The sequence below is a fragment of the Amycolatopsis sp. NPDC000009 genome, assembly GCF_055563465.1.
Window position 1 is genome coordinate 208919 of sequence record NZ_JBVHDI010000004.1, and the last position, 18217, is coordinate 227135.

Annotated in this window: 26 protein-coding genes, 1 tRNA gene and 1 pseudogene; 9 read left to right on the forward strand and 19 right to left on the reverse strand. The window is 65.5% G+C overall.

The window, feature by feature from the left end; translation table 11 throughout:
• The first annotated feature begins 83 nt into the window (after positions 1 to 83).
• A tRNA-Gly gene (locus ACZ3HL_RS14450) sits at positions 84 to 154 on the forward strand.
• Positions 155 to 248: 94 nt separating this feature from the next.
• Here the strand turns inward: ACZ3HL_RS14450 and ACZ3HL_RS14455 are convergent.
• The 8 genes from ACZ3HL_RS14455 to ACZ3HL_RS14490 all read right to left on the reverse strand — a co-directional run bounded on the left by ACZ3HL_RS14455 (position 249) and on the right by ACZ3HL_RS14490 (position 6800).
• Positions 249 to 1427, reverse strand: coding sequence for a tyrosine-type recombinase/integrase (locus ACZ3HL_RS14455; protein ID WP_465531282.1), 1179 nt, complete (start codon positions 1425 to 1427; stop codon positions 249 to 251).
• A 1-nt stretch (position 1428) separates the two neighbouring features.
• On the reverse strand, positions 1429 to 1647 hold the full coding sequence (locus ACZ3HL_RS14460; RefSeq protein WP_364207287.1) for a helix-turn-helix domain-containing protein: 219 nt from the start codon (positions 1645 to 1647) through the stop codon (positions 1429 to 1431).
• A 17-nt stretch (positions 1648 to 1664) separates the two neighbouring features.
• A complete protein-coding gene (locus tag ACZ3HL_RS14465; protein WP_465531623.1) occupies positions 1665 to 3230 on the reverse strand; it encodes a replication initiator in 1566 nt (521 codons plus the stop codon).
• A gap of 53 nt (positions 3231 to 3283) precedes the next feature.
• A complete protein-coding gene (locus tag ACZ3HL_RS14470; protein WP_465531285.1) occupies positions 3284 to 3670 on the reverse strand; it encodes a hypothetical protein in 387 nt (128 codons plus the stop codon).
• Positions 3667 to 5244 carry an FtsK/SpoIIIE domain-containing protein gene (locus ACZ3HL_RS14475; RefSeq protein ID WP_465531287.1) on the reverse strand — a complete coding sequence of 526 codons (1578 nt, stop codon included), beginning with the start codon at positions 5242 to 5244 and terminating at the stop codon, positions 3667 to 3669. Before ACZ3HL_RS14475 ends, ACZ3HL_RS14470 begins: the two co-directional genes overlap by 4 nt.
• Positions 5245 to 5554: 310 nt before the next feature.
• Positions 5555 to 5809, reverse strand: a complete 255-nt coding sequence (locus tag ACZ3HL_RS14480; protein WP_465531289.1) for an AMED_5909 family protein — start codon at positions 5807 to 5809, stop codon at positions 5555 to 5557.
• Positions 5787 to 6035, reverse strand: coding sequence for a hypothetical protein (locus ACZ3HL_RS14485; RefSeq protein WP_465531291.1), 249 nt, complete (start codon positions 6033 to 6035; stop codon positions 5787 to 5789). The genes ACZ3HL_RS14480 and ACZ3HL_RS14485 overlap by 23 nt, the downstream gene beginning before the upstream one ends.
• Before the next feature lie 303 nt (positions 6036 to 6338).
• Positions 6339 to 6800, reverse strand: coding sequence for a hypothetical protein (locus tag ACZ3HL_RS14490; RefSeq protein WP_465531293.1), 462 nt, complete (start codon positions 6798 to 6800; stop codon positions 6339 to 6341).
• Between the two features lie 168 nt (positions 6801 to 6968).
• On the opposite strand from ACZ3HL_RS14490, the gene ACZ3HL_RS14495 reads away from it, so the two are divergent.
• Positions 6969 to 7736 carry a GntR family transcriptional regulator gene (locus tag ACZ3HL_RS14495; protein ID WP_465531295.1) on the forward strand — a complete coding sequence of 256 codons (768 nt, stop codon included), beginning with the start codon at positions 6969 to 6971 and terminating at the stop codon, positions 7734 to 7736.
• A 14-nt stretch (positions 7737 to 7750) separates the two neighbouring features.
• The gene (locus ACZ3HL_RS14500) at positions 7751 to 8422 is read left to right on the forward strand and encodes a YdcF family protein (protein ID WP_465531297.1); all 672 of its coding nucleotides are present in this window, start codon (positions 7751 to 7753) and stop codon (positions 8420 to 8422) included.
• A 49-nt stretch (positions 8423 to 8471) separates the two neighbouring features.
• Here the strand turns inward: ACZ3HL_RS14500 and ACZ3HL_RS14505 are convergent, their stop codons facing one another.
• Complete coding sequence (locus ACZ3HL_RS14505) at positions 8472 to 8780, reverse strand: hypothetical protein (RefSeq protein ID WP_465531298.1); 309 nt, start codon at positions 8778 to 8780, stop codon at positions 8472 to 8474.
• Positions 8781 to 8956: 176 nt separating this feature from the next.
• Here ACZ3HL_RS14505 and ACZ3HL_RS14510 point away from each other — a divergent pair, with 176 nt between their 5' ends.
• Both ACZ3HL_RS14510 and ACZ3HL_RS14515 read left to right on the forward strand, forming a co-directional pair.
• Positions 8957 to 9169, forward strand: coding sequence for a type II toxin-antitoxin system HicA family toxin (locus ACZ3HL_RS14510; RefSeq protein WP_465531300.1), 213 nt, complete (start codon positions 8957 to 8959; stop codon positions 9167 to 9169).
• Positions 9166 to 9750 carry a hypothetical protein gene (locus ACZ3HL_RS14515; protein ID WP_465531302.1) on the forward strand — a complete coding sequence of 195 codons (585 nt, stop codon included), beginning with the start codon at positions 9166 to 9168 and terminating at the stop codon, positions 9748 to 9750. Before ACZ3HL_RS14510 ends, ACZ3HL_RS14515 begins: the two co-directional genes overlap by 4 nt.
• Before the next feature lie 688 nt (positions 9751 to 10438).
• On the opposite strand, the gene ACZ3HL_RS14520 is transcribed toward ACZ3HL_RS14515, so the two are convergent.
• The 5 genes and pseudogenes from ACZ3HL_RS14520 to ACZ3HL_RS14540 form a co-directional block, all read right to left on the reverse strand.
• Positions 10439 to 10699, reverse strand: coding sequence for a hypothetical protein (locus tag ACZ3HL_RS14520; RefSeq protein ID WP_465531304.1), 261 nt, complete (start codon positions 10697 to 10699; stop codon positions 10439 to 10441).
• Positions 10690 to 11217, reverse strand: coding sequence for a hypothetical protein (locus ACZ3HL_RS14525; protein ID WP_465531306.1), 528 nt, complete (start codon positions 11215 to 11217; stop codon positions 10690 to 10692). Before ACZ3HL_RS14525 ends, ACZ3HL_RS14520 begins: the two co-directional genes overlap by 10 nt.
• Positions 11214 to 11681 (reverse strand): N-terminal phage integrase SAM-like domain-containing protein, encoded by a 468-nt coding sequence (locus ACZ3HL_RS14530; protein WP_465531308.1) that lies wholly within the window; start codon positions 11679 to 11681, stop codon positions 11214 to 11216. Before ACZ3HL_RS14530 ends, ACZ3HL_RS14525 begins: the two co-directional genes overlap by 4 nt.
• Positions 11578 to 11796 carry an excisionase family DNA-binding protein gene (locus tag ACZ3HL_RS14535; protein ID WP_465531310.1) on the reverse strand — a complete coding sequence of 73 codons (219 nt, stop codon included), beginning with the start codon at positions 11794 to 11796 and terminating at the stop codon, positions 11578 to 11580. The genes ACZ3HL_RS14530 and ACZ3HL_RS14535 overlap by 104 nt, the downstream gene beginning before the upstream one ends.
• 19 nt (positions 11797 to 11815) lie before the next feature.
• Positions 11816 to 12510: pseudogene (locus ACZ3HL_RS14540) on the reverse strand (replication initiator); the annotation flags it as partial.
• Positions 12511 to 12663: 153 nt separating this feature from the next.
• Here ACZ3HL_RS14540 and ACZ3HL_RS14545 point away from each other — a divergent pair.
• A complete protein-coding gene (locus ACZ3HL_RS14545) occupies positions 12664 to 13059 on the forward strand; it encodes a hypothetical protein (RefSeq protein WP_465531312.1) in 396 nt (131 codons plus the stop codon).
• A 175-nt stretch (positions 13060 to 13234) separates the two neighbouring features.
• Here the strand turns inward: ACZ3HL_RS14545 and ACZ3HL_RS14550 are convergent, their stop codons facing one another.
• The 4 genes from ACZ3HL_RS14550 to ACZ3HL_RS14565 are packed head-to-tail and all read right to left on the reverse strand — an operon-like array spanning position 13235 to position 16235.
• Complete coding sequence (locus ACZ3HL_RS14550) at positions 13235 to 13582, reverse strand: hypothetical protein (RefSeq protein ID WP_465531314.1); 348 nt, start codon at positions 13580 to 13582, stop codon at positions 13235 to 13237.
• A complete protein-coding gene (locus tag ACZ3HL_RS14555) occupies positions 13579 to 14178 on the reverse strand; it encodes an LppA family lipoprotein (RefSeq protein WP_465531625.1) in 600 nt (199 codons plus the stop codon). Before ACZ3HL_RS14555 ends, ACZ3HL_RS14550 begins: the two co-directional genes overlap by 4 nt.
• A gap of 15 nt (positions 14179 to 14193) precedes the next feature.
• On the reverse strand, positions 14194 to 15888 hold the full coding sequence (locus ACZ3HL_RS14560) for an alpha/beta hydrolase (RefSeq protein ID WP_465531316.1): 1695 nt from the start codon (positions 15886 to 15888) through the stop codon (positions 14194 to 14196).
• Positions 15888 to 16235 carry a hypothetical protein gene (locus ACZ3HL_RS14565; protein ID WP_465531318.1) on the reverse strand — a complete coding sequence of 116 codons (348 nt, stop codon included), beginning with the start codon at positions 16233 to 16235 and terminating at the stop codon, positions 15888 to 15890. Before ACZ3HL_RS14565 ends, ACZ3HL_RS14560 begins: the two co-directional genes overlap by 1 nt.
• 156 nt (positions 16236 to 16391) lie before the next feature.
• Here ACZ3HL_RS14565 and ACZ3HL_RS14570 point away from each other — a divergent pair, with 156 nt between their 5' ends.
• The 3 genes from ACZ3HL_RS14570 to ACZ3HL_RS14580 all read left to right on the forward strand — a co-directional run bounded on the left by ACZ3HL_RS14570 (position 16392) and on the right by ACZ3HL_RS14580 (position 17528).
• Complete coding sequence (locus ACZ3HL_RS14570) at positions 16392 to 16583, forward strand: hypothetical protein (RefSeq protein ID WP_465531320.1); 192 nt, start codon at positions 16392 to 16394, stop codon at positions 16581 to 16583.
• A gap of 234 nt (positions 16584 to 16817) precedes the next feature.
• Complete coding sequence (locus ACZ3HL_RS14575) at positions 16818 to 17012, forward strand: hypothetical protein (RefSeq protein WP_465531322.1); 195 nt, start codon at positions 16818 to 16820, stop codon at positions 17010 to 17012.
• A 27-nt stretch (positions 17013 to 17039) separates the two neighbouring features.
• Positions 17040 to 17528, forward strand: coding sequence for a GNAT family N-acetyltransferase (locus ACZ3HL_RS14580; RefSeq protein ID WP_465531324.1), 489 nt, complete (start codon positions 17040 to 17042; stop codon positions 17526 to 17528).
• A gap of 1 nt (position 17529) precedes the next feature.
• Here the strand turns inward: ACZ3HL_RS14580 and ACZ3HL_RS14585 are convergent, their stop codons facing one another.
• Positions 17530 to 18183 carry a hypothetical protein gene (locus ACZ3HL_RS14585; protein WP_126736146.1) on the reverse strand — a complete coding sequence of 218 codons (654 nt, stop codon included), beginning with the start codon at positions 18181 to 18183 and terminating at the stop codon, positions 17530 to 17532.
• Positions 18184 to 18217: the final 34 nt, after the last annotated feature.

The window sequence follows — 18217 nt, forward strand, 5'->3', positions numbered from 1 at the left end:
TGTTGTCACTTTCGAGGGCGACGTCAAGGATGGGGTGGGGCTTGGCAAGAGGAGATCGGGACCATGTATGCTGGCCGAGCACTGCGGATGTAGTTCAATGGTAGAACATCAGCTTCCCAAGCTGAATACGCGGGTTCGATTCCCGTCATCCGCTCTCACGCGAAAGCCCCAGGTCAGTGGATGTCCACTGTGGACCTGGGGCTTTCGCTTTGGCTGGCCGATCTTCCGGCTGGGCCATTAATGGGCCATTAGCCGACGGGGACCGGCTGACCGCTCAGACCGTCGTCATCGTCATCCGCGCCGCCCGTCCGGTGCTGGTCGACGAGCTTCGAGAGCCGGTCGGCGATCCGTTCGTCAGCCTCACTCGTCGCCCGCTGGTAGATGAGCGCCGCTCGCATGTCGTCATGCCCCATCCGCGCCATGAGGTCTTTGGTCGACGTGCCCGCCTTCGACGCCCAGATGTTTCCGGCGTGCCGGAGGTCATGGAAGTGCAGGCCCTTGAGCCCCATCTTCGCCACGACCTCCGTCCACTTGGTTCGCTGGCTGAAGTTCGGCCGACGCACCGGGTTGCCCGCACGCTCACCGGTGAACAGCAACGCGTCGTGCTCCGGCTTCACGAACGCGTTGAGGTGCTTCACTACGTCTCGCCGAATCGCCGCCGGAACGATCAGCGTCCGCACTCCTGCCCGCGACTTCGGCGGACCGACGATCAGCCCGCGACCCGGAACCTCGACCAACGCCCGCGAGATCCGGACCCAACTCCCATCCTCCGCGACGTCACACCGCCGCAGCGCCGACACCTCACCCCAACGGAGCGACGCGAACGCGGCCAGCAGCACGAGCGCCCGAAACCGCTCCGGCATCCGCCCAGCCAGATCGAACACCTGCGGGACGGACAGAATCGGCCGCTCCGCCGGATTCTCCTTGTCGGCGCCCCGCACCCGGCAAGGGTTCCGCTGCAAGATCTTGTCTTCGTCGACCGCCGTCGTCAGGATCGCCCGGAGCAGCCTGTACGCCTTGGCAGTGACCGACTCGGACACTCCGGCCGCCAACCGATCCGCACGCCATTGCCGAACGATCGCCGTCGACAACTTGCCCAGTTCGACGCCGCCGAGATCCGCTTCGATGTGCTTCCGCAGAAGCCACCGGTACAACTCGACCGTGCGCGGACGCAGGCCAGGTCGCTGTGTAATCCACTGGTCCGCGTAGTGCCCAAGCGTGACCTTCACCTTCTCAGGGTCGATCCACTCGCCTTTGATGATCTGCGTTTCGGTTACGGACAACCACTGTTCGGCCGTGCGCTTGCTGGCGAACATCGTCGGAGCGTTCCGCATCTGACCGTCCGGTCCCGGATAACGCGCCTGCCACTTCCCCGATGCTCGTTGCCGGACATTGCCGAAACCCCGACGGCCTCGCTTACTCGCCATGTCAGGCCGCCCTTCCGAGGTCCCGGATCACCGAAGACCGCGTGATCGGCTCGACCCGACCGGCCTGGATGAACTCCTCAAGATCAGCGACCGCGAACCGCACGTGTACGCCGACCTTGTGGAACGCCACGCGCCGCTCCGCGATCAACCGCCGCACGAACCGGACACGCGTGTTCAGGTACTCGGCTGCTTCTTCGACTGTCAGATAGTTCTTTCCCACGGTTTCGCCCCCAGTTCCTAAGCTGCCAGCGGAGTTGCCGAAAGGTCCGGCGGACTCTGCGCGGCGAGTAATGCCTTGTCGTACTCGGCTTTCCACGTGATCCGTTCCGAGATCGCGTGCATCACCAGGTGGTCCCGAGGTGGCACGGAGGGGTCGCCGGAGTCGACTTTGCGCCAGACCAGCCGGGCCGGGTCGGGTGCGGGTTTCTCGATCCCGACCGCCGCCAGCGCTTCCAGGACGAACGCTTTCCGGTCGGCTTTGTGGTCGACGAGCGTCTTCCCCGACCACTTCCGCGACACCAGCACCCGCCGCCCCGGCAGGCCGAGGGTGGTCCGCCGATGAGCGCGCCCTTTGCAGTGTCCTGGTGTGGTCTTTCCGTTGGCGCCCTTGGGATTGATCCCGTACAGCAGCCACACCGCGCACCGGGGCGAGCAGGGCGTCACGGACAGTTCCGCGTGCAACCGATCGTGGTGGTCCTTCTGCCGCGCGGTGTCAGCTTCGACCACCTCACCCGTGGACTTGGTGAGGTACTTCGTCAGGTAGCCGATGTGCCGCCCGGCTTCCTCCGTACCGCCGAGGATGCCTTTCGAGTGCACCTGACGGCCGAAGGTCACCACATGCGCTGGGTCTTCCACGGCTTCCACCGCGTCGTCCCACTCGGTCAGCGGCTCTCGCGTGTCCGGGTCGACAAACACTCGGCGGTCGCTGTCCCACAGCGGCATCCGGTCGACGTAGACGACCTGGTCGTGCGCAGGCCACCAGACCTGGTGATAGGTCGCTTCGGTGACTTGGCGGATGACGTCGTGCGGCACCGATCCCCGGATGGCCGCGTGCAGGTGTGGTGCCGCGCGTCGTTGGGGTTCGACGGTGGCGAAGTACTGCGCGTCCCAGCCGACCACGCGCCGCAGGTTCTGCCACCAACGATCCACTAGCGCGGAGAAGTGCACGGCATCCCGAGCCGCCCGCCGATAGTCATACGTCGACGGATCGACCGGGGCACCGTCGGAGCGGACCGGACCGTAGGTGTCGCAGGTGAGCGTGACGAACATCGACGGCCGAAACCGCCCCGCGTACTCCCGCCCGACCGTCGTCTTGGCGACCTTGCGCCGAGGAAGGTTCGGCGCGTCCTGCCGCCGTTTCGTCGACCGCTTCACCGCCTTCTTGATGGGCAGGTCGATCGACGGGAGACGGCCACGCATCCCGAGTTGCCGAAGTTCGTCGTCGACTCCCTGGATCTCTTCCCGCAGTTCGTCGGCCTCCGCCTGGTCGCTCACTTCGCGGTAGGCCGCGACGAGGTCAGCCCGGAACGCCAGCAGCTCCGTTTGCGCCTCAGTCGGCGACTCTGAGGTGAAGTCAGGTTCCTCGGTCATGTGCCAGCCTTCACGGCACTGGACCTGTCGCAGCGCCTTCGCCTTCCGAGCGCACGGCAGGCAGACCGATTCGACGGTCGAGCCGCAGGGAACGGGGACGTAGCGGAGTTCGCCGGTGTCGGTGTCGCCGACCTCCATCGTGAACGGTCGGACACAGACGCCGTGCTTCTCAGCGGTCGCCTTCACCACGTCCGACGCGAGGGGTTCGCGCATCCGGGCGGCCCGTGAGTTCGCCGGCGGGGTCACCGCGGCTTCCTTGGTGCCTGTCACGCTGCCACCTCCCCAGAGCTGTTCCACTGCCGCAGCGCGAACACCGGCATCTCCTGCCGCATCCCCGCAGGCAGGTCCGGGAAGGTCACTTCGTCGAACCGGACTCCGCCGTAGACCACGACCGGGATGCCGCAGGGCGTCCGGCCCTGTACTTCCAGATGCACACGGCCGCCATGGGGAACCCGCCAAATCGAGGCAGTCACGTTCTCCAGCGAATCCGCCCAGACGACCAAGCTCCGCGCCACGTTCGTCAGACGGTCGGTATCGAGCTGGACAGACACCGGGTCCGAGCCAATACCAACCCGCACGGACGCAACCGGCGGAAAGGCGTGGGAGTCGAGGTGATCGCGGATCGCATCGAGAAACACCAGAACGCGGTTCACGCCGCCACCTCCTCTCCACCACGGCGGACAGGAAGGTCGATCACGTGGGCACCGCCGTTGGTCACGTAGGTCTCCAGCGCCTTGACCGTCTCGTCCGGCACCCAGCCCGCGCGGACCCGCAGCGGTTCGCGAATGCCCTCACCCCAGATGTAGCCGACACCAGCAGCCGACTCCTCGATCCGATTCGCCCACGCGCCTCGCTCGTACGCGCCGTCACCGAGGACCATCCCGACGTGAGTCTTCGAGGTGACCCGCAGGCAGACCCGACGTGGGAACAGTTCCCGCACGGGAACGGTGTCCTTGGTCGGTTCCTGCACATACCCGCGCACCGTGTAGCCGAGCGCCCGGCCTTGGGTGGTCAGGATGGCGACCCGTTCGACGATGGCTTCGCGGGTCTTGCGGTCGGTGTACTTGGTCAGCGCGCCGATCTCGTCGAACTCCAGCACTTCCAACGGATGCTCGGTGGAGATCGGGACGTTGCGGGTGTGCCCGGCGAACTCGCGCTTGCGGGACTCAAGGCCGTCGACCAGGTCGTCCAGGACCTCGATCGCTTCCTTACCCGCGACGCCGTAGCGGGCGAAGACCCCGCGCCCGTAGGCAAGTTCCATTCCCTTGGGATCGATCCCCGAGACCCGCACGGTCCCGGCCCGGATCGCCGAGGCCGCCGACACAAGCGGGGACCACATGACCGAGTTCTTTCCGGCCCCGGTTGCACCGGCGACGAGCATGTGAGCGCCCGGACCGGTCAGCGGCAGCCGCCAGTCCTTCCCATACTCAGTGCGTCCGGCGAACACCCGCCGCAGATCCACGCCGTCGACGGCCGCCAGGTCCGGCAGCTCCGCACAGTCCACCGAAGCTTCAAGGAGGTCGCGGCGCTGAAAGTCCAACGAGACGACGTTGGGTTCCAGCTCCCGCACCTGGCACCGCGTGACCTTACGAGCCACAGCCAGAGCACGAGCGGCGTCGTCGAAGTCCTCCGGCTTCTGCCCCGGCACGAGCCGGACCCGGACCTCATCCCAGGACGGCCCCGACTTCACGCCCAGCACCTTTGGCACCTGAACCGCAGCACCACCGCCCGCAGTACGAGAGACAGCCTTCCGGCGACGCCCGACGAGGTTGACGGTCACTTCCACGGGCACGGTGCCGTCGGAGATGGACAGACCGCAGGCGTGCAGCCAGCCCGGCAGTTTCCGGGCGTAGGTGAACCAGCGCAGCCACCACGCCCGCAGGAACCGGCCACAGCACCGGTCGAACGACACCACGTCGAGCAGCCGCCACACCACCAGCACCACCGCGACCGAACCCACGGTGACGGCTAGCGAGAGCCAGCCGAGCCACTGCCACCAGACCGCCACCGCGATCACGCCGAGGCTGGTACGCCAGTGCGCGAAGACCTGCTTTCCCAGCCACCCCAACAACTTCACCGCCGACCACAGTGCAATGAAGACGACCGCAGCGGCGGCGAGGACTTCCGCGATCGTGGCCAGCGCGCGGCCGAGCTTGTGCAGCAGCCACACCACCACACCCAGCACTCCGCCGCCGACGAGGAGAAGACCGATCCCGTTCGTGTTCATCGGCGACCACCGCCGGTCAGGTCCAGCGGCAGCATTCCCCGGCAGGGAGCGCATTCCGTCTCACCGGGCAGAAGCTTCGCGAACCGCTTGCAGACTGTGCAGCGCGTTCGGGTGACCCCGTCTAGCGGTCGCTTGTTGCCATCGTTTAGCGTTGTCATTGTTCACTTCCAGAGGTTGTGGACAGCGCAGGACCGGCGAGGTTTCCTAGGCCAGTTACCGGTTCTGCGCCTTACGAGACTCGGGAAGCGCGTGAGGACGTGTTTGTACGCCGCACGTCCCCACGCACGTTTTCCCGACAGCTATTGAGTTCTCAGCTAGCTTGAGACTTGTTCTTCTGAATCTGCGCGGCCACCTCCTCCGCCTTCCGCTCCTCATAGCCCACCCAGTAACGAAGTTCGTGGTGGTGCCCTCGGTCCACATCGGACACAGCGCGGTACATCCGCGCGTTCGCTTGGTGCCATTTCAGCCACGCCGACAGGTTTGCTCCCGGCAGAGGACGACTCGCCGCCGCTACCGCGTGCGCGTCCTTCAGCGTCTGCGGCTCATTCCGGCCCGGCGTCGTCATTACGCACCGCCTTGTGCTTGTCGAGGAACACGGCCAGTTCGTCCGCGCTGTCGCGGATTTGGCGAAGGAGCCGGATGAACTCCGGCCACTCGGCCGGGTCGGAGGGCGGCAGGATCGCCAGGCTGTCCGGATCCAGGTAGATCACCAGGGCCGGGTTCGCCGAACCATGGCCCTGCATGCCCGCGACCGCCTGCCGTCCCGGCTTCCACATCGCGTTGAACGCCACGGCCCTGCCCTTCCTCGCTGTAAGCGCGCATCTCCCACGACCGCGCGTTCTCCTCGAACCCCTCAGCCGCAGCCGTCACCGCCGCCAGCACCCACCACGGCAACTGGCCCTGCGTTGCCAGATCCCGCCACGCCGACGCCACCGCGAAGGAAGCGACGGCCATGTCATGCGCCGCCAGGGCGTCCCCGCCATGTGCGGTCCGCTGCGCCATCGCGCTGTAGTGGCGGTACGCCTCTTCCCAGGCTTGGACCAGGTGCGGTGGAACCACGGCCACGCCCTGACTGCCAAGCACCCGGCCCGTCATCACGCCGCCTTGGGCGTGGACTCAGCAGCGTTGGAGGCCCGGCCAGACTTCGAAGCGCCACCCGATGCAGCGGTCTTGAAGCCGGTCGCGCGGAACACATAGGACTGGTATTTGAACTCGCCCTGACCAGCCACCTTCGGCTCAGCCGTCAGGCCCTCCAGCTCGATCGGCCGCATACCCGGCAGCACCTCCGACGTGGTCGGCACCGGCTGCACATCTGCCAGGAACGTGACGTCGTAAGACGCACGCTTGGAGTTCGTCTCGCTCGGGTCGGTGACCGTGGCCTTCCACTGACGCTTGCCCGTCACTTCGTCGACCCGCTGACGAACAGGTCGGCCAGCGGACCGGTCTTCCCGCGACTGGTACTCGTTGTCCGGCGCGATCTCACCGACCATCACCAGCCCCAGCGGGAACGCGGCATCAAAGTCGATCTCGAAACGGTGTCCCTTGGCGATCGCCATGTCGTCTGTCTCCTGTCGTCTCTGGAGCCCTATCGGGCTTACACCTGTTAGAGGTAGTTCTATTAAGCGCTTCGTCGCGCGAGTTGTCAATAGAACTATCTCTATCGGGCTCCGTAGACCATGATGGGGTGATACCGCTAGCGTTATCGACCGACGAAGGAGGACCAGGTGGGCACTGGGTACCGCGAGCTGGCCGCGATCCTGCGAGACGCGATCCAGCGGGGCGACTACGCCCCGGACACCACGCTGCCCAAGCAAGACGAATTGGCCGACGAGTACGACGTCAACGTCAACACCGTTCGCAAGGCCGTTGGGGTCCTCGAAGCCGAAGGACTGGTCACGCCGATCAGACGACGCGGGACAGTCGTTCGTGCACGCCCGCCCATGAAGCGACTGGGCAAAGATCGGTACGCGAAGAGCAAGTGGAAGTACGGCGATACCGTCGCCTTCGTCGCAGACCGTGAAGCATCCGGCCGAGACTGGAAGCCGACCGACCAGACGCAGACCGTCGCCAAGGTCGAAGCTGACCGAGAAGTCGCGGACGCCCTCGGCGTCATGGTCGGATCACCGGTCTACGAGCGGGCACGACTAGTCAAGGACGCCGGCCAGCCCACCCACGTACTCACCAGCTACTACCGGCCCGCCGACGTCGAAGGCACGCCCATCGTCGACCCAACCCCCGGCCCAGCCGGACGAGGCGGCGGGTTTCTGGTCCTCACCCTGCAAGGTCTTGAGCCTGACACCATGACCGAGACCTTCTATGCGCGGATGCCGACGCCCGACGAGGCGGAACAGCTCGAACTGCCCGCAGGCGAACCCGTCATGGTGCTGCAACGACGCACATACACAGGTGACGGCCGCGTGGTCGAGTTCGCACGTGGCGTGCACGCCGCAAGCCGCTTCTCCTGGACCTACACTTTCAAGATCCCCGACTGACCCCGGAGACCCAGATGCCCGAGCGTTCGACCACCCTGCCGGACGAACTCCGCGCCGACGTCCAGACGCTCTGGGACTACCACGACATGCACCACGAACTCCGGCCCGCCGACGTGGGGATTGGACTCGGCAGCCACGATCTCGGGGTCGCGACCTTCACCGCGGAACTGTTCCACGCTGGAATGTTCCCGCTCATCGTCTTCACCGGGGCCAACGCGCCGACGACCGTCGAACGCTTCCCGCGCGGCGAGGCAGTGCAATACCGCGAACATGCGCTTGAGCTGGGCGTACCGGATGACGCCATCCTGGTCGAGCCCGAGGCGCGCAACACTGGGGACAACATCACGCTCACGCGGATGCTCCTGGAGTCACGCGGCATCGAGGTCGGGTCGGTCGTCCTCATCTCACGGCCGTACCAGCAGCGACGCGCTTACGCGACCTGCAAGAAGCTCTGGCCCGAGGTCGACGTCATCTGCGCTTCGCGGCCGCTGCCGTTGGACGAGTACATCGAGAGCATCGGTGACGTGGACCGCGTCATCAACATGCTGGTCGGCGACACCCAACGCATCACCGTCTATGCAGAGCGCGGCTTCGCGGTCCACCAGCCAGTCACGTCCGATGCTGCCGCCGCCTATGCCCGTTTGGTCAAGGCAGGCTTCACTGCTCGGCTTCTCTGCCAGAGCTGATGCCCTAGTCCCTCCATAACGATCGCACAGAGTGCAGGTGCACCGTGGCTCACCAGGGCGGCTCCGCCGTATCTGGAACGCCTGTCGGTCCAAGCAGCTCACGCAAACGACGTCCTGCCCACTCCAAGCCCTCAGCCAAGGCAAGCATTTCCAGGTCGCCGGAAGCACGGAGTCTCACAACCTCATCGGCTTCCTGAGATGGCTTCGCCACGACCGCAAAACCATCGGTGTCGGCTATCGCTACCTCGACATAGCCTCCATGGCCAGCATCACCGCCCTGAAAGCCGTTGGTCTCGACGGACACTTTGAACGGAAAGCCGCTCTCGCCAAACTGGGCTACGTCCCGCTTGTGCTCCATGCTGCAAACTTAGCGTGACAGTTTGAACACGTCCAGCAACTCGAAGGTCGGTCAGGGGCGGCCCGGAGACTAGGAGATCATCTCTTCGGCTTTCCGTCGCGGAAGACTGCCAGAGGGCGTGTAACAGCGCCGCCGTTAAGCGCGACCTCGCTCACATGACCCCGCGCTGGCCATCGATGAAGGCGAGGAAGCTTCGCCGCCATATCGAGGCACATTGCGGCGCCCCAAAGCGCCAAGAGGGTTCACACCGCAGGTACCAAGGTCGGAAGGCCCTCTTCACGTTTGCTTTTCATGACGGCGAGACGGTGGCGGGCGGCCTCGTACGCAGTATCTTGGTAAGAGACGTTGGGCTCAGCGAGCAGGAGGCAAGGGAGGTAGTCGGCATATGAAGACCGTCCACGCGATCTACCGCTACTCTCCGCAAGAAGGTTCCCCCTGGAGCACCTACTCCTATCCACAGAGCGTCTACACATCTGGCGCGACTGTCGACGAGGTTCGGGCCAAGTTCGCTGATGCTGCTCGGTTCCACTACGACGTCCCAGAACTCCGCCTTGTCGAACACGTTGAGCTGCCGCTGGCTGACGGTGTGTACGTCCGCATTGCCAAAGATCAAGACGAAAAGGAACGTCACCGGGTCCTAGAGATCCTTCATGGAGGCTGGGACCTCCTCGGGCAAGGTGCTCAACTGAAAAGCATGAATCACGCCGCCACAGGCGATGTCGTGATCGTTGCATGCACCCCAGATGACACCCTGCAATGGATCTTCGATCAGTTGGACGATGCCGACACTTTGCTCGTCGCAACTCAAGCGCCAACCTATGGCGTCTGGTGGATCCCGATCATCGGACCTGCCTCCGATGGCGCAGGCTCTGAGGGCAAGCCACTACTTGATGAACATATTGATCGTGATTCAACGATCTCCACCCTCATGCACGTGCACAGCTTCGATGGCACTCCACTGCTGGTTTAGCCGGATAGTGCAACCTCTCTGAGCGGCGCCTGCCGCACCGCAGATGCTGTCTTTGAGATCATCTGCCGAACTTGGCTCTATGGGATCAAGGCGCCGCCACCGGCGGCGCGCATGTCACCGCCCGTACGGCGGGCTTCGCCCCATGGCGGACGCCGGCCTCCCGCTCCGCTCCGGCAGGCGCCGCCGGGCGAGCCCGCCGATGAGGCAGCACCGCGCAGCGCGCCGCCGCCAGCGGAGACTTATGGAGCACGACGTCAGATCACCCGACCCACCTGACCGCGTGGCAGTGGTCACCGGGTTGTCCCTCGCTACTCAGCGTCTAACACCGTGCCGCCCGCATCAAGGCGGGAAAGCGTGCCTTGACACGACCGACCCGGTGCTAGAGATGGCAGGGGCGAGGGAAGCGGAGCGAACAGGCACAAAGACGCAGGTGAGGACGGGGTGCGTTGGGCCATTAGCGGGCCATTCAGAGGGGTCAACCACGGTCAATCGCGGCCACTCCGAGCAAGTGCCATCCGCAGGTCAGGGGCACTTTCCAGCATGATCACCCTGGTTCCCAAGCTGAATACGCGGGTTCGATTCCCGTCATCCGCTCTCACGCGAAAGCCCCAGGTCAGTGGATGTCCACTTAGGACCTGGGGCTTTCGCTTTGTCCGCTCATCGGCTCTCGCGTGCCATTAACGTGCCATTAGCCGACCGGGACCGGTTGGCCGTCCTGATCTTCGTCGTCGTCCGGAGTCGTGCCCTTGCGGTGGCGGTCGACGAACTTGGCCAGCCGGTCCGCGATCTGCGCGTCGGCCTCACTCGTCGCCCGCTGGTAGATGAGCGCCGCCCGCATGTCGTCATGTCCCATCCGCGCCATCAGGTCTTTGGTCGACGTGCCCGCCTTCGACGCCCAGATGTTCCCGGCATGCCGCAGGTCGTGGAAGTGCAGCCCCTTCAAACCCATCTTCTCCACAATCTCGACCTACTTCGTCCGCTGACTGAAGTTCGGCCGACGCACCGCGTTCCCACCTCGCTCGGCGGTGAAGAGCAGCGCGTCTTGTTCGGGCTTGACCCAGGTCTCCAGGTGACGCAGCAGGTCAGGCCGATCGCCGTCGGGATGATCAGCGTCCGGACACCCGCCCTCGACTTGGGCGGCCCGACGATGAGCCCGCGACCGGGGACCTCGACCATCGCACGCGACACCCGTACCCAGCCCGCGTCCTCAGCGACGTCGCACCGGCGCAGCGCGGTCACCTCACCCCACCGCAGCGAACCGAACGCGGCGAGGAGCACCAGGGCACGGAAACGCTCCGGCATCCGGCTGGGCAGGTCGAACACTTGGGCCACGGTGATCACCGGCCGTTCGTCCGGATTCTCGCGATCGGCACCGCGGACTCGACACGGATTGCGCGGCAAGATCTTGTCCTCATCCACCGCCGTGTTCAAAATCGCCCGCAGAAGCCGATAGACCTTGGCGGTCACGGACTCCGAGACACCAGACGATCCGCGCGCCACTGACGAATGACCGCCGTCGACAGCTTGCCCAACTCGGCCCCACCAAGGTCCGGTGCAATGTGCTTACGCAGCAACCATTTGTACAGCTCGACCGTTCGCGGGCGAAGCCCAGGCCGTTGGGTGATCCACTGGTCCGCGTAGTCGCCGAGCTTGCGCTTTGCCCGCGTTTCCGTCAACGACAGCCAGCGTTCAGCGGCCCGCTTCGTGTCGAAGGTGTCAGGCGCTGGCCGCATGATTCCGTCAGGTCCGGGATAGCGAGCCTGCCACCGCTTGGACGGAAGTTGCCGAACAGTCCCGAAACCACGATGCCCACGCCTGTTCGCCATCTCAGGCCGCCCTTCCCAGGTCACGGCGGACCGAGGCGCGCGTGATCGGCTCCACCCGCCCCGCCTGCATGAAGCTCTCCAGATCTGCGAGAGCCAGACGGACATGAACCCCCGCCTTGTGAAAGGCGATCCGACGTTCGGCGATCAGTCGACGTACGAAGCGAAGGCCGGTGTTGAGGTAGACGGCCGCCTCTTCGACCGTCAGATACTTGGCTTCCACGTGTTCCCTCCCCCAGTTCCTAAGCAGCCACACCCTGAGTTGCCGAAAGATCCGGCGGACTCTGAGCGGCGAGCAATGCCTTGTCGTACTCGGCTTTCCAGGTGATGCGTTCGGAGATGGCGTGCATCACCAAGTGGTCCCGAGGGGGCACATTCGCGTCGCTCGAGTCGACCTTGCGCCATACCAGCCGCGTCGGGTCCGGTGTTGGTTTTTCGATCCCGACCGCCGCCAGCGCCTCGATCACGAAAGCCTTCCGATCGGCCTTGTGGTCAACGAGCGTATTGCCCGACCACTTCCGCGACACCAGCACCCGACGCCCCGGCAGGCCGAGCGTGGTTCGCCGGTGAGCCCGTCCTTTGCAGTGCCCCGGAGTCGTCTTTCCGTTGGCTCCCTTGGGTTGATGCCGTAGAGCAGTCACACCGCGCACCGAGGCGAGCAGGGCGTCACGGACAGTTCCGCGTGCAAGCGGTCGTGATGATCCTTCTGCCGCGCGGTGTCGGCTTCGACGACTTCACCGGTGGATTTGGTGAGGTACTTGCTCAGGTAGCCGATGTGTCGTCCGGCTTCTTCGGAGCCGCCGAGGATGCCCTTGGATTGGACCTGGCGTCCGAAGGTGACCACGTGCGCCGGGTCTTCCACGGCCTCTACCGCGTCGTCCCACTCGGTCAGCGGTTCTCGCGTGTCGGGGTCGCCGAACACCCTTGCGTCGCCGTCACCAACGCTCACGCTCACCCCCAGTACCACCGACAGGGTCCACCGCTCGTCGTCGACTGCCGCGCAGTCTTTCTCGCTCTCGGCGTTGACAAACTGCCCTCCGGAGCGCTTGCCCGATGCCTTAGCCGCCGGGATCCTCAACGATGGAACGGCATGACCCGCGCCAGTCTGCCTGGCCGGCTTCCCACATCCATCCGACCTCAGCGCTACGTCAACGGCAAGAGCCTCTACGTGCGGGAGCATTTCTTCGCCGACACGACGGACGCTCTACCCGCGCCCGACTTCCTCCCCATCGTCGCCACCTACCCTCAGGACTCGTTGCCCTTGGACTGGCTTCACGATCACTGGAAGAGCCAACGACCCGACGCCGCGCACGTCGCCCTCACCGAGTTCATTGAACTGCTGCGCATCAACAACGCGGCACCTGAATGGACGAAGAGCGGTCACTTCGTTCAGCGCGCAGCACTCTTCGCCCATATCCCGACGTTGCTGCCAGGCGAATCAGCAGTTCCCGCCAGCCAGGACCACGAGGGGACGAAGGCAAGCTAGCCACACGACAGGCGAGGCACACGTTTGAGACAACACTCCGACGTTCGTCCACACAGTGGCCATGGATCTGGTTCGCTCCGCAGCGGCCTGGCGAACCAGATCCCAAGGCAATGGCTGCTCACCGTCTAGCACCTCGTAGCGCGTCCAGGCGAAACCGGGACACCCCGCTACGGCCTCACCTGGATACGATCAGCCAGTCAATCACCACGATGACCAGGAACGCCGCCGCGCCCACAGCGACCCCAAGCCACGGGGACCGGCTCCGCCGCTCGAGCCGCGCGACACACAGCCCGCCGAGGACAATCGAGGCTATCCAACCGGCGAGCGGAAGCCAGAACGCGACGTTCTGGCCAGTGCTGGTGCACAAGAATGACCAGTCACCAGGTCGGCACGAGTCACTGCTCATCGCCCCACCCACACCGAGCGTGAACGCGACCAGCCCACCCGCGAGCACCAACACCACACACACCACCGCCAGCAGCCCGCGACGCGCTGGCGATTCCGAGGTATCCAGCACGCTCACCCCCGAGAGGTTCCCGAAGCAGGAGCCCCGCCAGCGCGTTGCTTGGCCGCGGTCGTCAAGTGACAGCCGGTCTCGATCGAGATCACCGTGGTCTTATCCGTCGACAGCGTCACGCTCGCCTGATACTGGTCTTTCAGCTCGAACTCGAACGCCGGCGGCTTGTTCACTTGCAGTCCCGGTTTGTCGAACCCATGTGCCGCGCCGACCTCGGTCATGATCCGCGTCGCCGCCGGCCACTGCTCGCCCGCCGGCTTCGGCGCGATCAAGAAGCTTAAGAACATCCGGACCGCGTCCCGGCTGTCCACACCGGGGAACTCGTTCGAGCACCCCGACTGGCGTCCGTCCTGCTTGTCCACCCAGCCCGTCACCCCAAGTTCCGTGGACAGTCTCGACTGCAGGGCCTGGCGAAGCTTGTCGTAGTGCGCGACCGCCTCCTCGATCGACGGCCTACGGGAAAGCTCGGCGTACTGCTCCTGACTGGGCATCGACTTCTCCGAAGATGGTGTTCCAAGGTACTGCCCGCCATCACTGCACGCCGCCACCGACAGCAGCAGGCTCGCGGTCATGATCACGGCAAAAGAAGTTCGGCTCGGCATGAGAAACACGTCTTCCTAGCGGGCGGCGACAGCCAACTGCGGCATACCCGCAACGACAGCGGCGATGTTGTGCTTGCTGGTCGAATCAGCCCCACCGGGCATCGTCTTGGTGTACTCGCTGTGCCCCTGCGACGCCGCCAGGGGAGCCCCATCAGCGCCCACCGCGGCATCAGCCGACAGCTGATTCATCCCCTCCATCGCATACGGCGCCCGGCCATACCGCCACGTCTCCGGCACATACTGGGCGACCGCGTCACCCTCGGCCTTGATGTTGTAGGCGTGCCCCTCGGGCACCTTCAGGTCGTGGGCAGTGTTGTCAGTCCCGAAATTGTTCGCCACACCCGGGCTGCCGAACACCACCGCGTCATCCACCCCAGTACCGCCGTGGGTGAGGCTGATCCCGGTCACGATCGACCCTTGCGAATGCCCCAACGCGGTCAGATGCGGATCAGTCGGGCGCGAGGCGTTGATGCCCTGATCGAACTTCGCCAGTTTGTCCCCGCCGACGTCCACGTTTTCCGCGGTCGCCAACCCCATCAACGACGCCGGATCATCGAAGGTGGAGGGTTCATAGCCGATCCACGTGACCGTGGCCACCGAACCACCACCCTGGGTGGCGAGCATTCGCTCGGCGCTGCGCGCGACACCATCCATGTCATCAACGTAGCCCGGCATGTTCCCATCGACCGTGGAGTTCATACCCGGAGTGAACACCGCGACATGCTCGGCGGTGTCGACATTGCCGTTGGCGATCGCCGCCTTCGGATGATCACCGGTCAGATCCAGTGACATCAGCTGCCGGTTCGGGTTCAGGCTGCCGTCCGGGTTGTGCATCATCCCGGTGATCGAGTCGATCGCCTTCACCCGCTCCTCGAGGCGCGCGATCTCATCGGAATCGCCATCCTCCCGCCGAAGCCGCTCCAGCTCCGCGGCAAAGCCGCGTTTCTGCTCCTCGAGCAGGTTCAGGTTCGCGCTGCTGCGATCGGAGGCTTTCACCCCGTCCCGGTTACCGACCCAATCGGGGTGCTGCGCGATCAACTGCTTGCGCTGCGCCTCGGACAAGGCTGCCCACCACGCGGCGTTCATCGACGGATCCGCGCCCACCGGCGGAGGAGCCAGTACCGACAAGGCGCCGTTCACCGCTCCCGAGTTGCCTGCCGCAGCCAGGCTGGTGTTCTCGTTGTCGTTCCCCGTGGCATCGATGACGTTCCCGGCTTCGATCCGCCCCAACACCGCGCACAAGTCGTCGTCGATGTCGGACGCTTGCCGCAAGACCTGCTCGACCCGGTCTTTCAGCTCTTCGGCCAGCCGGGCGCGCTCCTCCGCGACCAACCGAGCCTGCTCCGGTGGCACATCCGGCACCCCGTTGTCGACGACCGCGCCATCGGCCGCGATCGTGAAGTGGTTGCCCGAGGCGATCGTCTCGGCTTCCCGCACCCCGTTCTGCACACCGGTGATCGCATCCCCGGTATCACCGGCCGCTCGGCGCAACGCCGCGATGTCCGCTGCGTACTCCTCCAGACCATCGATAATCTGATTCACCTCAGTGGCCGCCGCGCCGGCCGCGTCACCATGCCACCCCTCAGGCGTGTTGATGTCGCGCAGATCATCCGAACACGCCACCAGCTTGTTGTAAGCCGCGTTGATCGCCCCGACCGCCTCCTGCAGCACCGCCGGATTCCAGCGCGTCGCCTCACCCCACGTGACCATCAGTTGGCCTTCACCGGTCCAGACCCAGGCACGGGCACCGTGATATCCGCCGCCGCAGCCGCTTCCTGGCCCGAATACAAGTCCGCGGCCTTCGCCATGTTCCCTGCGTGAGTATCGAGTCGGGCTTCGAAGCGCGCCTGCCGAGACACCAACACATGCTTGACCCGAGCCATCGCCAACGCTGCCCGCGACCCCGGCATACCAAGATCACCCGTCGGCACCGTGGCCGGACACCCAGCGCCACGTAGGCCATCGACGACCCGCCCGGCGGCCTGACCCGTGCCGCGGATCTTGTCGACCACCACCTGATAACCCGTCACAAACGCCTCCCCGTCGTCGGTAACCACTAGTCACCCTACGACAGCGACGCGTACCCACTCAACCCGTCACACCACCCGTGAGCAGCGAAAACACTGTTTCGAGTCGATCTACCCACACCAAGTAAGTAGGACTACTCAATCCTGAGCCTCGGCCGCTCGGGCTGGAGCAGCAGCAAAGTCGGCGTGCAGCACTGGTTCACCGCCATCGGCTACAACCCCGCCACCAAACAGGTCCTGGTCTCCGACCCGGCCTCCGGCGGTACCGGGTTCAACAAGAACTCCGCCTACTGGATCAACCTCCCGACTTTGAAGGCGATCCACGTCGCCCACGTCCGCCCCACCGCCTGCTCCTGCCACGACTGGAGCCGATCATGAAACTCGCCCACCAGGTCAGCGGGCAGCGGCCCGGGGGCGTACACCGTCATCTTCGCGAAGGCGGGCGACGAATGCGGGCCGCAAGGTCAATACCTCGACGCGTCCACAGGCAAGCCGCTGCAATGCATGGGTCCTGGCGGGTTTCGGACGGCTTCGCTCGAATTCCCCGGTTTCTCCCGCGCGTAGAACGACGAAGTTCGCCGCTGGCTGACCACGTTGGCGGAGGACGGCGACTTGAGCGTCTTCGACCACCGGTCGGTCCAGGCCAGGATCGACGAGATCGCGGCCGGCCTGCCACTGGGAGCACGCGTCGAACCGGAGTCCGGTGCGACGAGGGTCTGGATCGACGCGGCCTCGACCGGCGCCGGATTGCTCGTGGGTTCCGGTTTCGCCTGGCGGTGTTACCGGAACCGCCGGACGGGTTATTGATTTCCCGTCGTTGTTACGGTGCCGGATATGGAGATCCGGGAGTTCCGTGACGAGGACTGGCCCCAGGTCTGGCCGATCGTGCGCGAAGTCGTGCGGGCGGCGGACACATACACCTACGACCCGGACCTCACCGAGGACGACGCCCGCCGGACCTGGGTCGAGAAGCCGCCGGGCCGGACGGTGGTCGTGGTCGAGGACGGCCGCGTGCTCGGCACGGCCAAGATGGGGCCGAACCGCGGCGGACCCGGATCGCATGTGGCGACGGCCAGTTTCATGGTGGACAAGGACTTGCGCGGCAAGGGTGTCGGGAGCGCGCTGTGCGCGAACGCCCTGGAGTGGGCCAGGGAACAGGGTTTCGCGGGGATGCAGTTCAACGCGGTCGCCGAGTCGAACGTGGCCGGGATCCGGATCTACGAACGGCTCGGGTTCGAGATCGTCGGGACGGTGCCGGGCGCGTTCGAGCACCCGACGCTGGGGCGCATCGGGTTGCACGTCATGTACTGCGACCTGAGCTGAGTCAGCCTTCGACGAGTTCCCAAGGCGCGTCGGCGCTCGGCCGGTCGTAGACCTGACCAGGTGCTGCGCTCAGCACCAGGGCGACGTCCGGGTACAGCGTGACGGCATGCTCCATTTCGAGGGCTTCGACCTCGAAGTCCTCGTTCTCCGGCACCTGGAAGCCGACGAGCAGCCAGCTGCCGTCGGCCTCGCGGACGACCTGGCGCACGGCGCGGGCCGGGGCCGCGGGGTCGGTGGAGATCTCGGCGAGTTCGGTGCTCACCTGGACTTCTTCCAGCGGCGAGCCCGGATGCGTCCACGCGGCGAGGCGAGCGGCGCGCACCAGGAGGTCTTCCTCGTCGTCGTCCGAGTCGGCGACCGAGCTCAGCAGCCACGAGCGCCGCTCCGGATCCCAGTCGGCGGCCATGCCGGTGGGGAGGCCGGCGAGCGCGGCGAGTTCGGGGATGAGCTCCACCGCTTCCCGCAGCGGCAGCGCGCCGAACGCGTCCTTGTTCATCTCCATGTCCTCGGAGAACTCGTTGCCGTCGCTGATGAACCAGTCACCGTCGTCGTCCAGGACGACGAACGCGAGGTTCGACGGATCCTCCACCAGCGACCGGGAGATGATCACCGGCGACTCGGGATCCTGACTCAGCGGCCAGTTCTCGCTCGACATGCTGGGCTCCCAACGGGGTTGTCCGGCTGTGGGG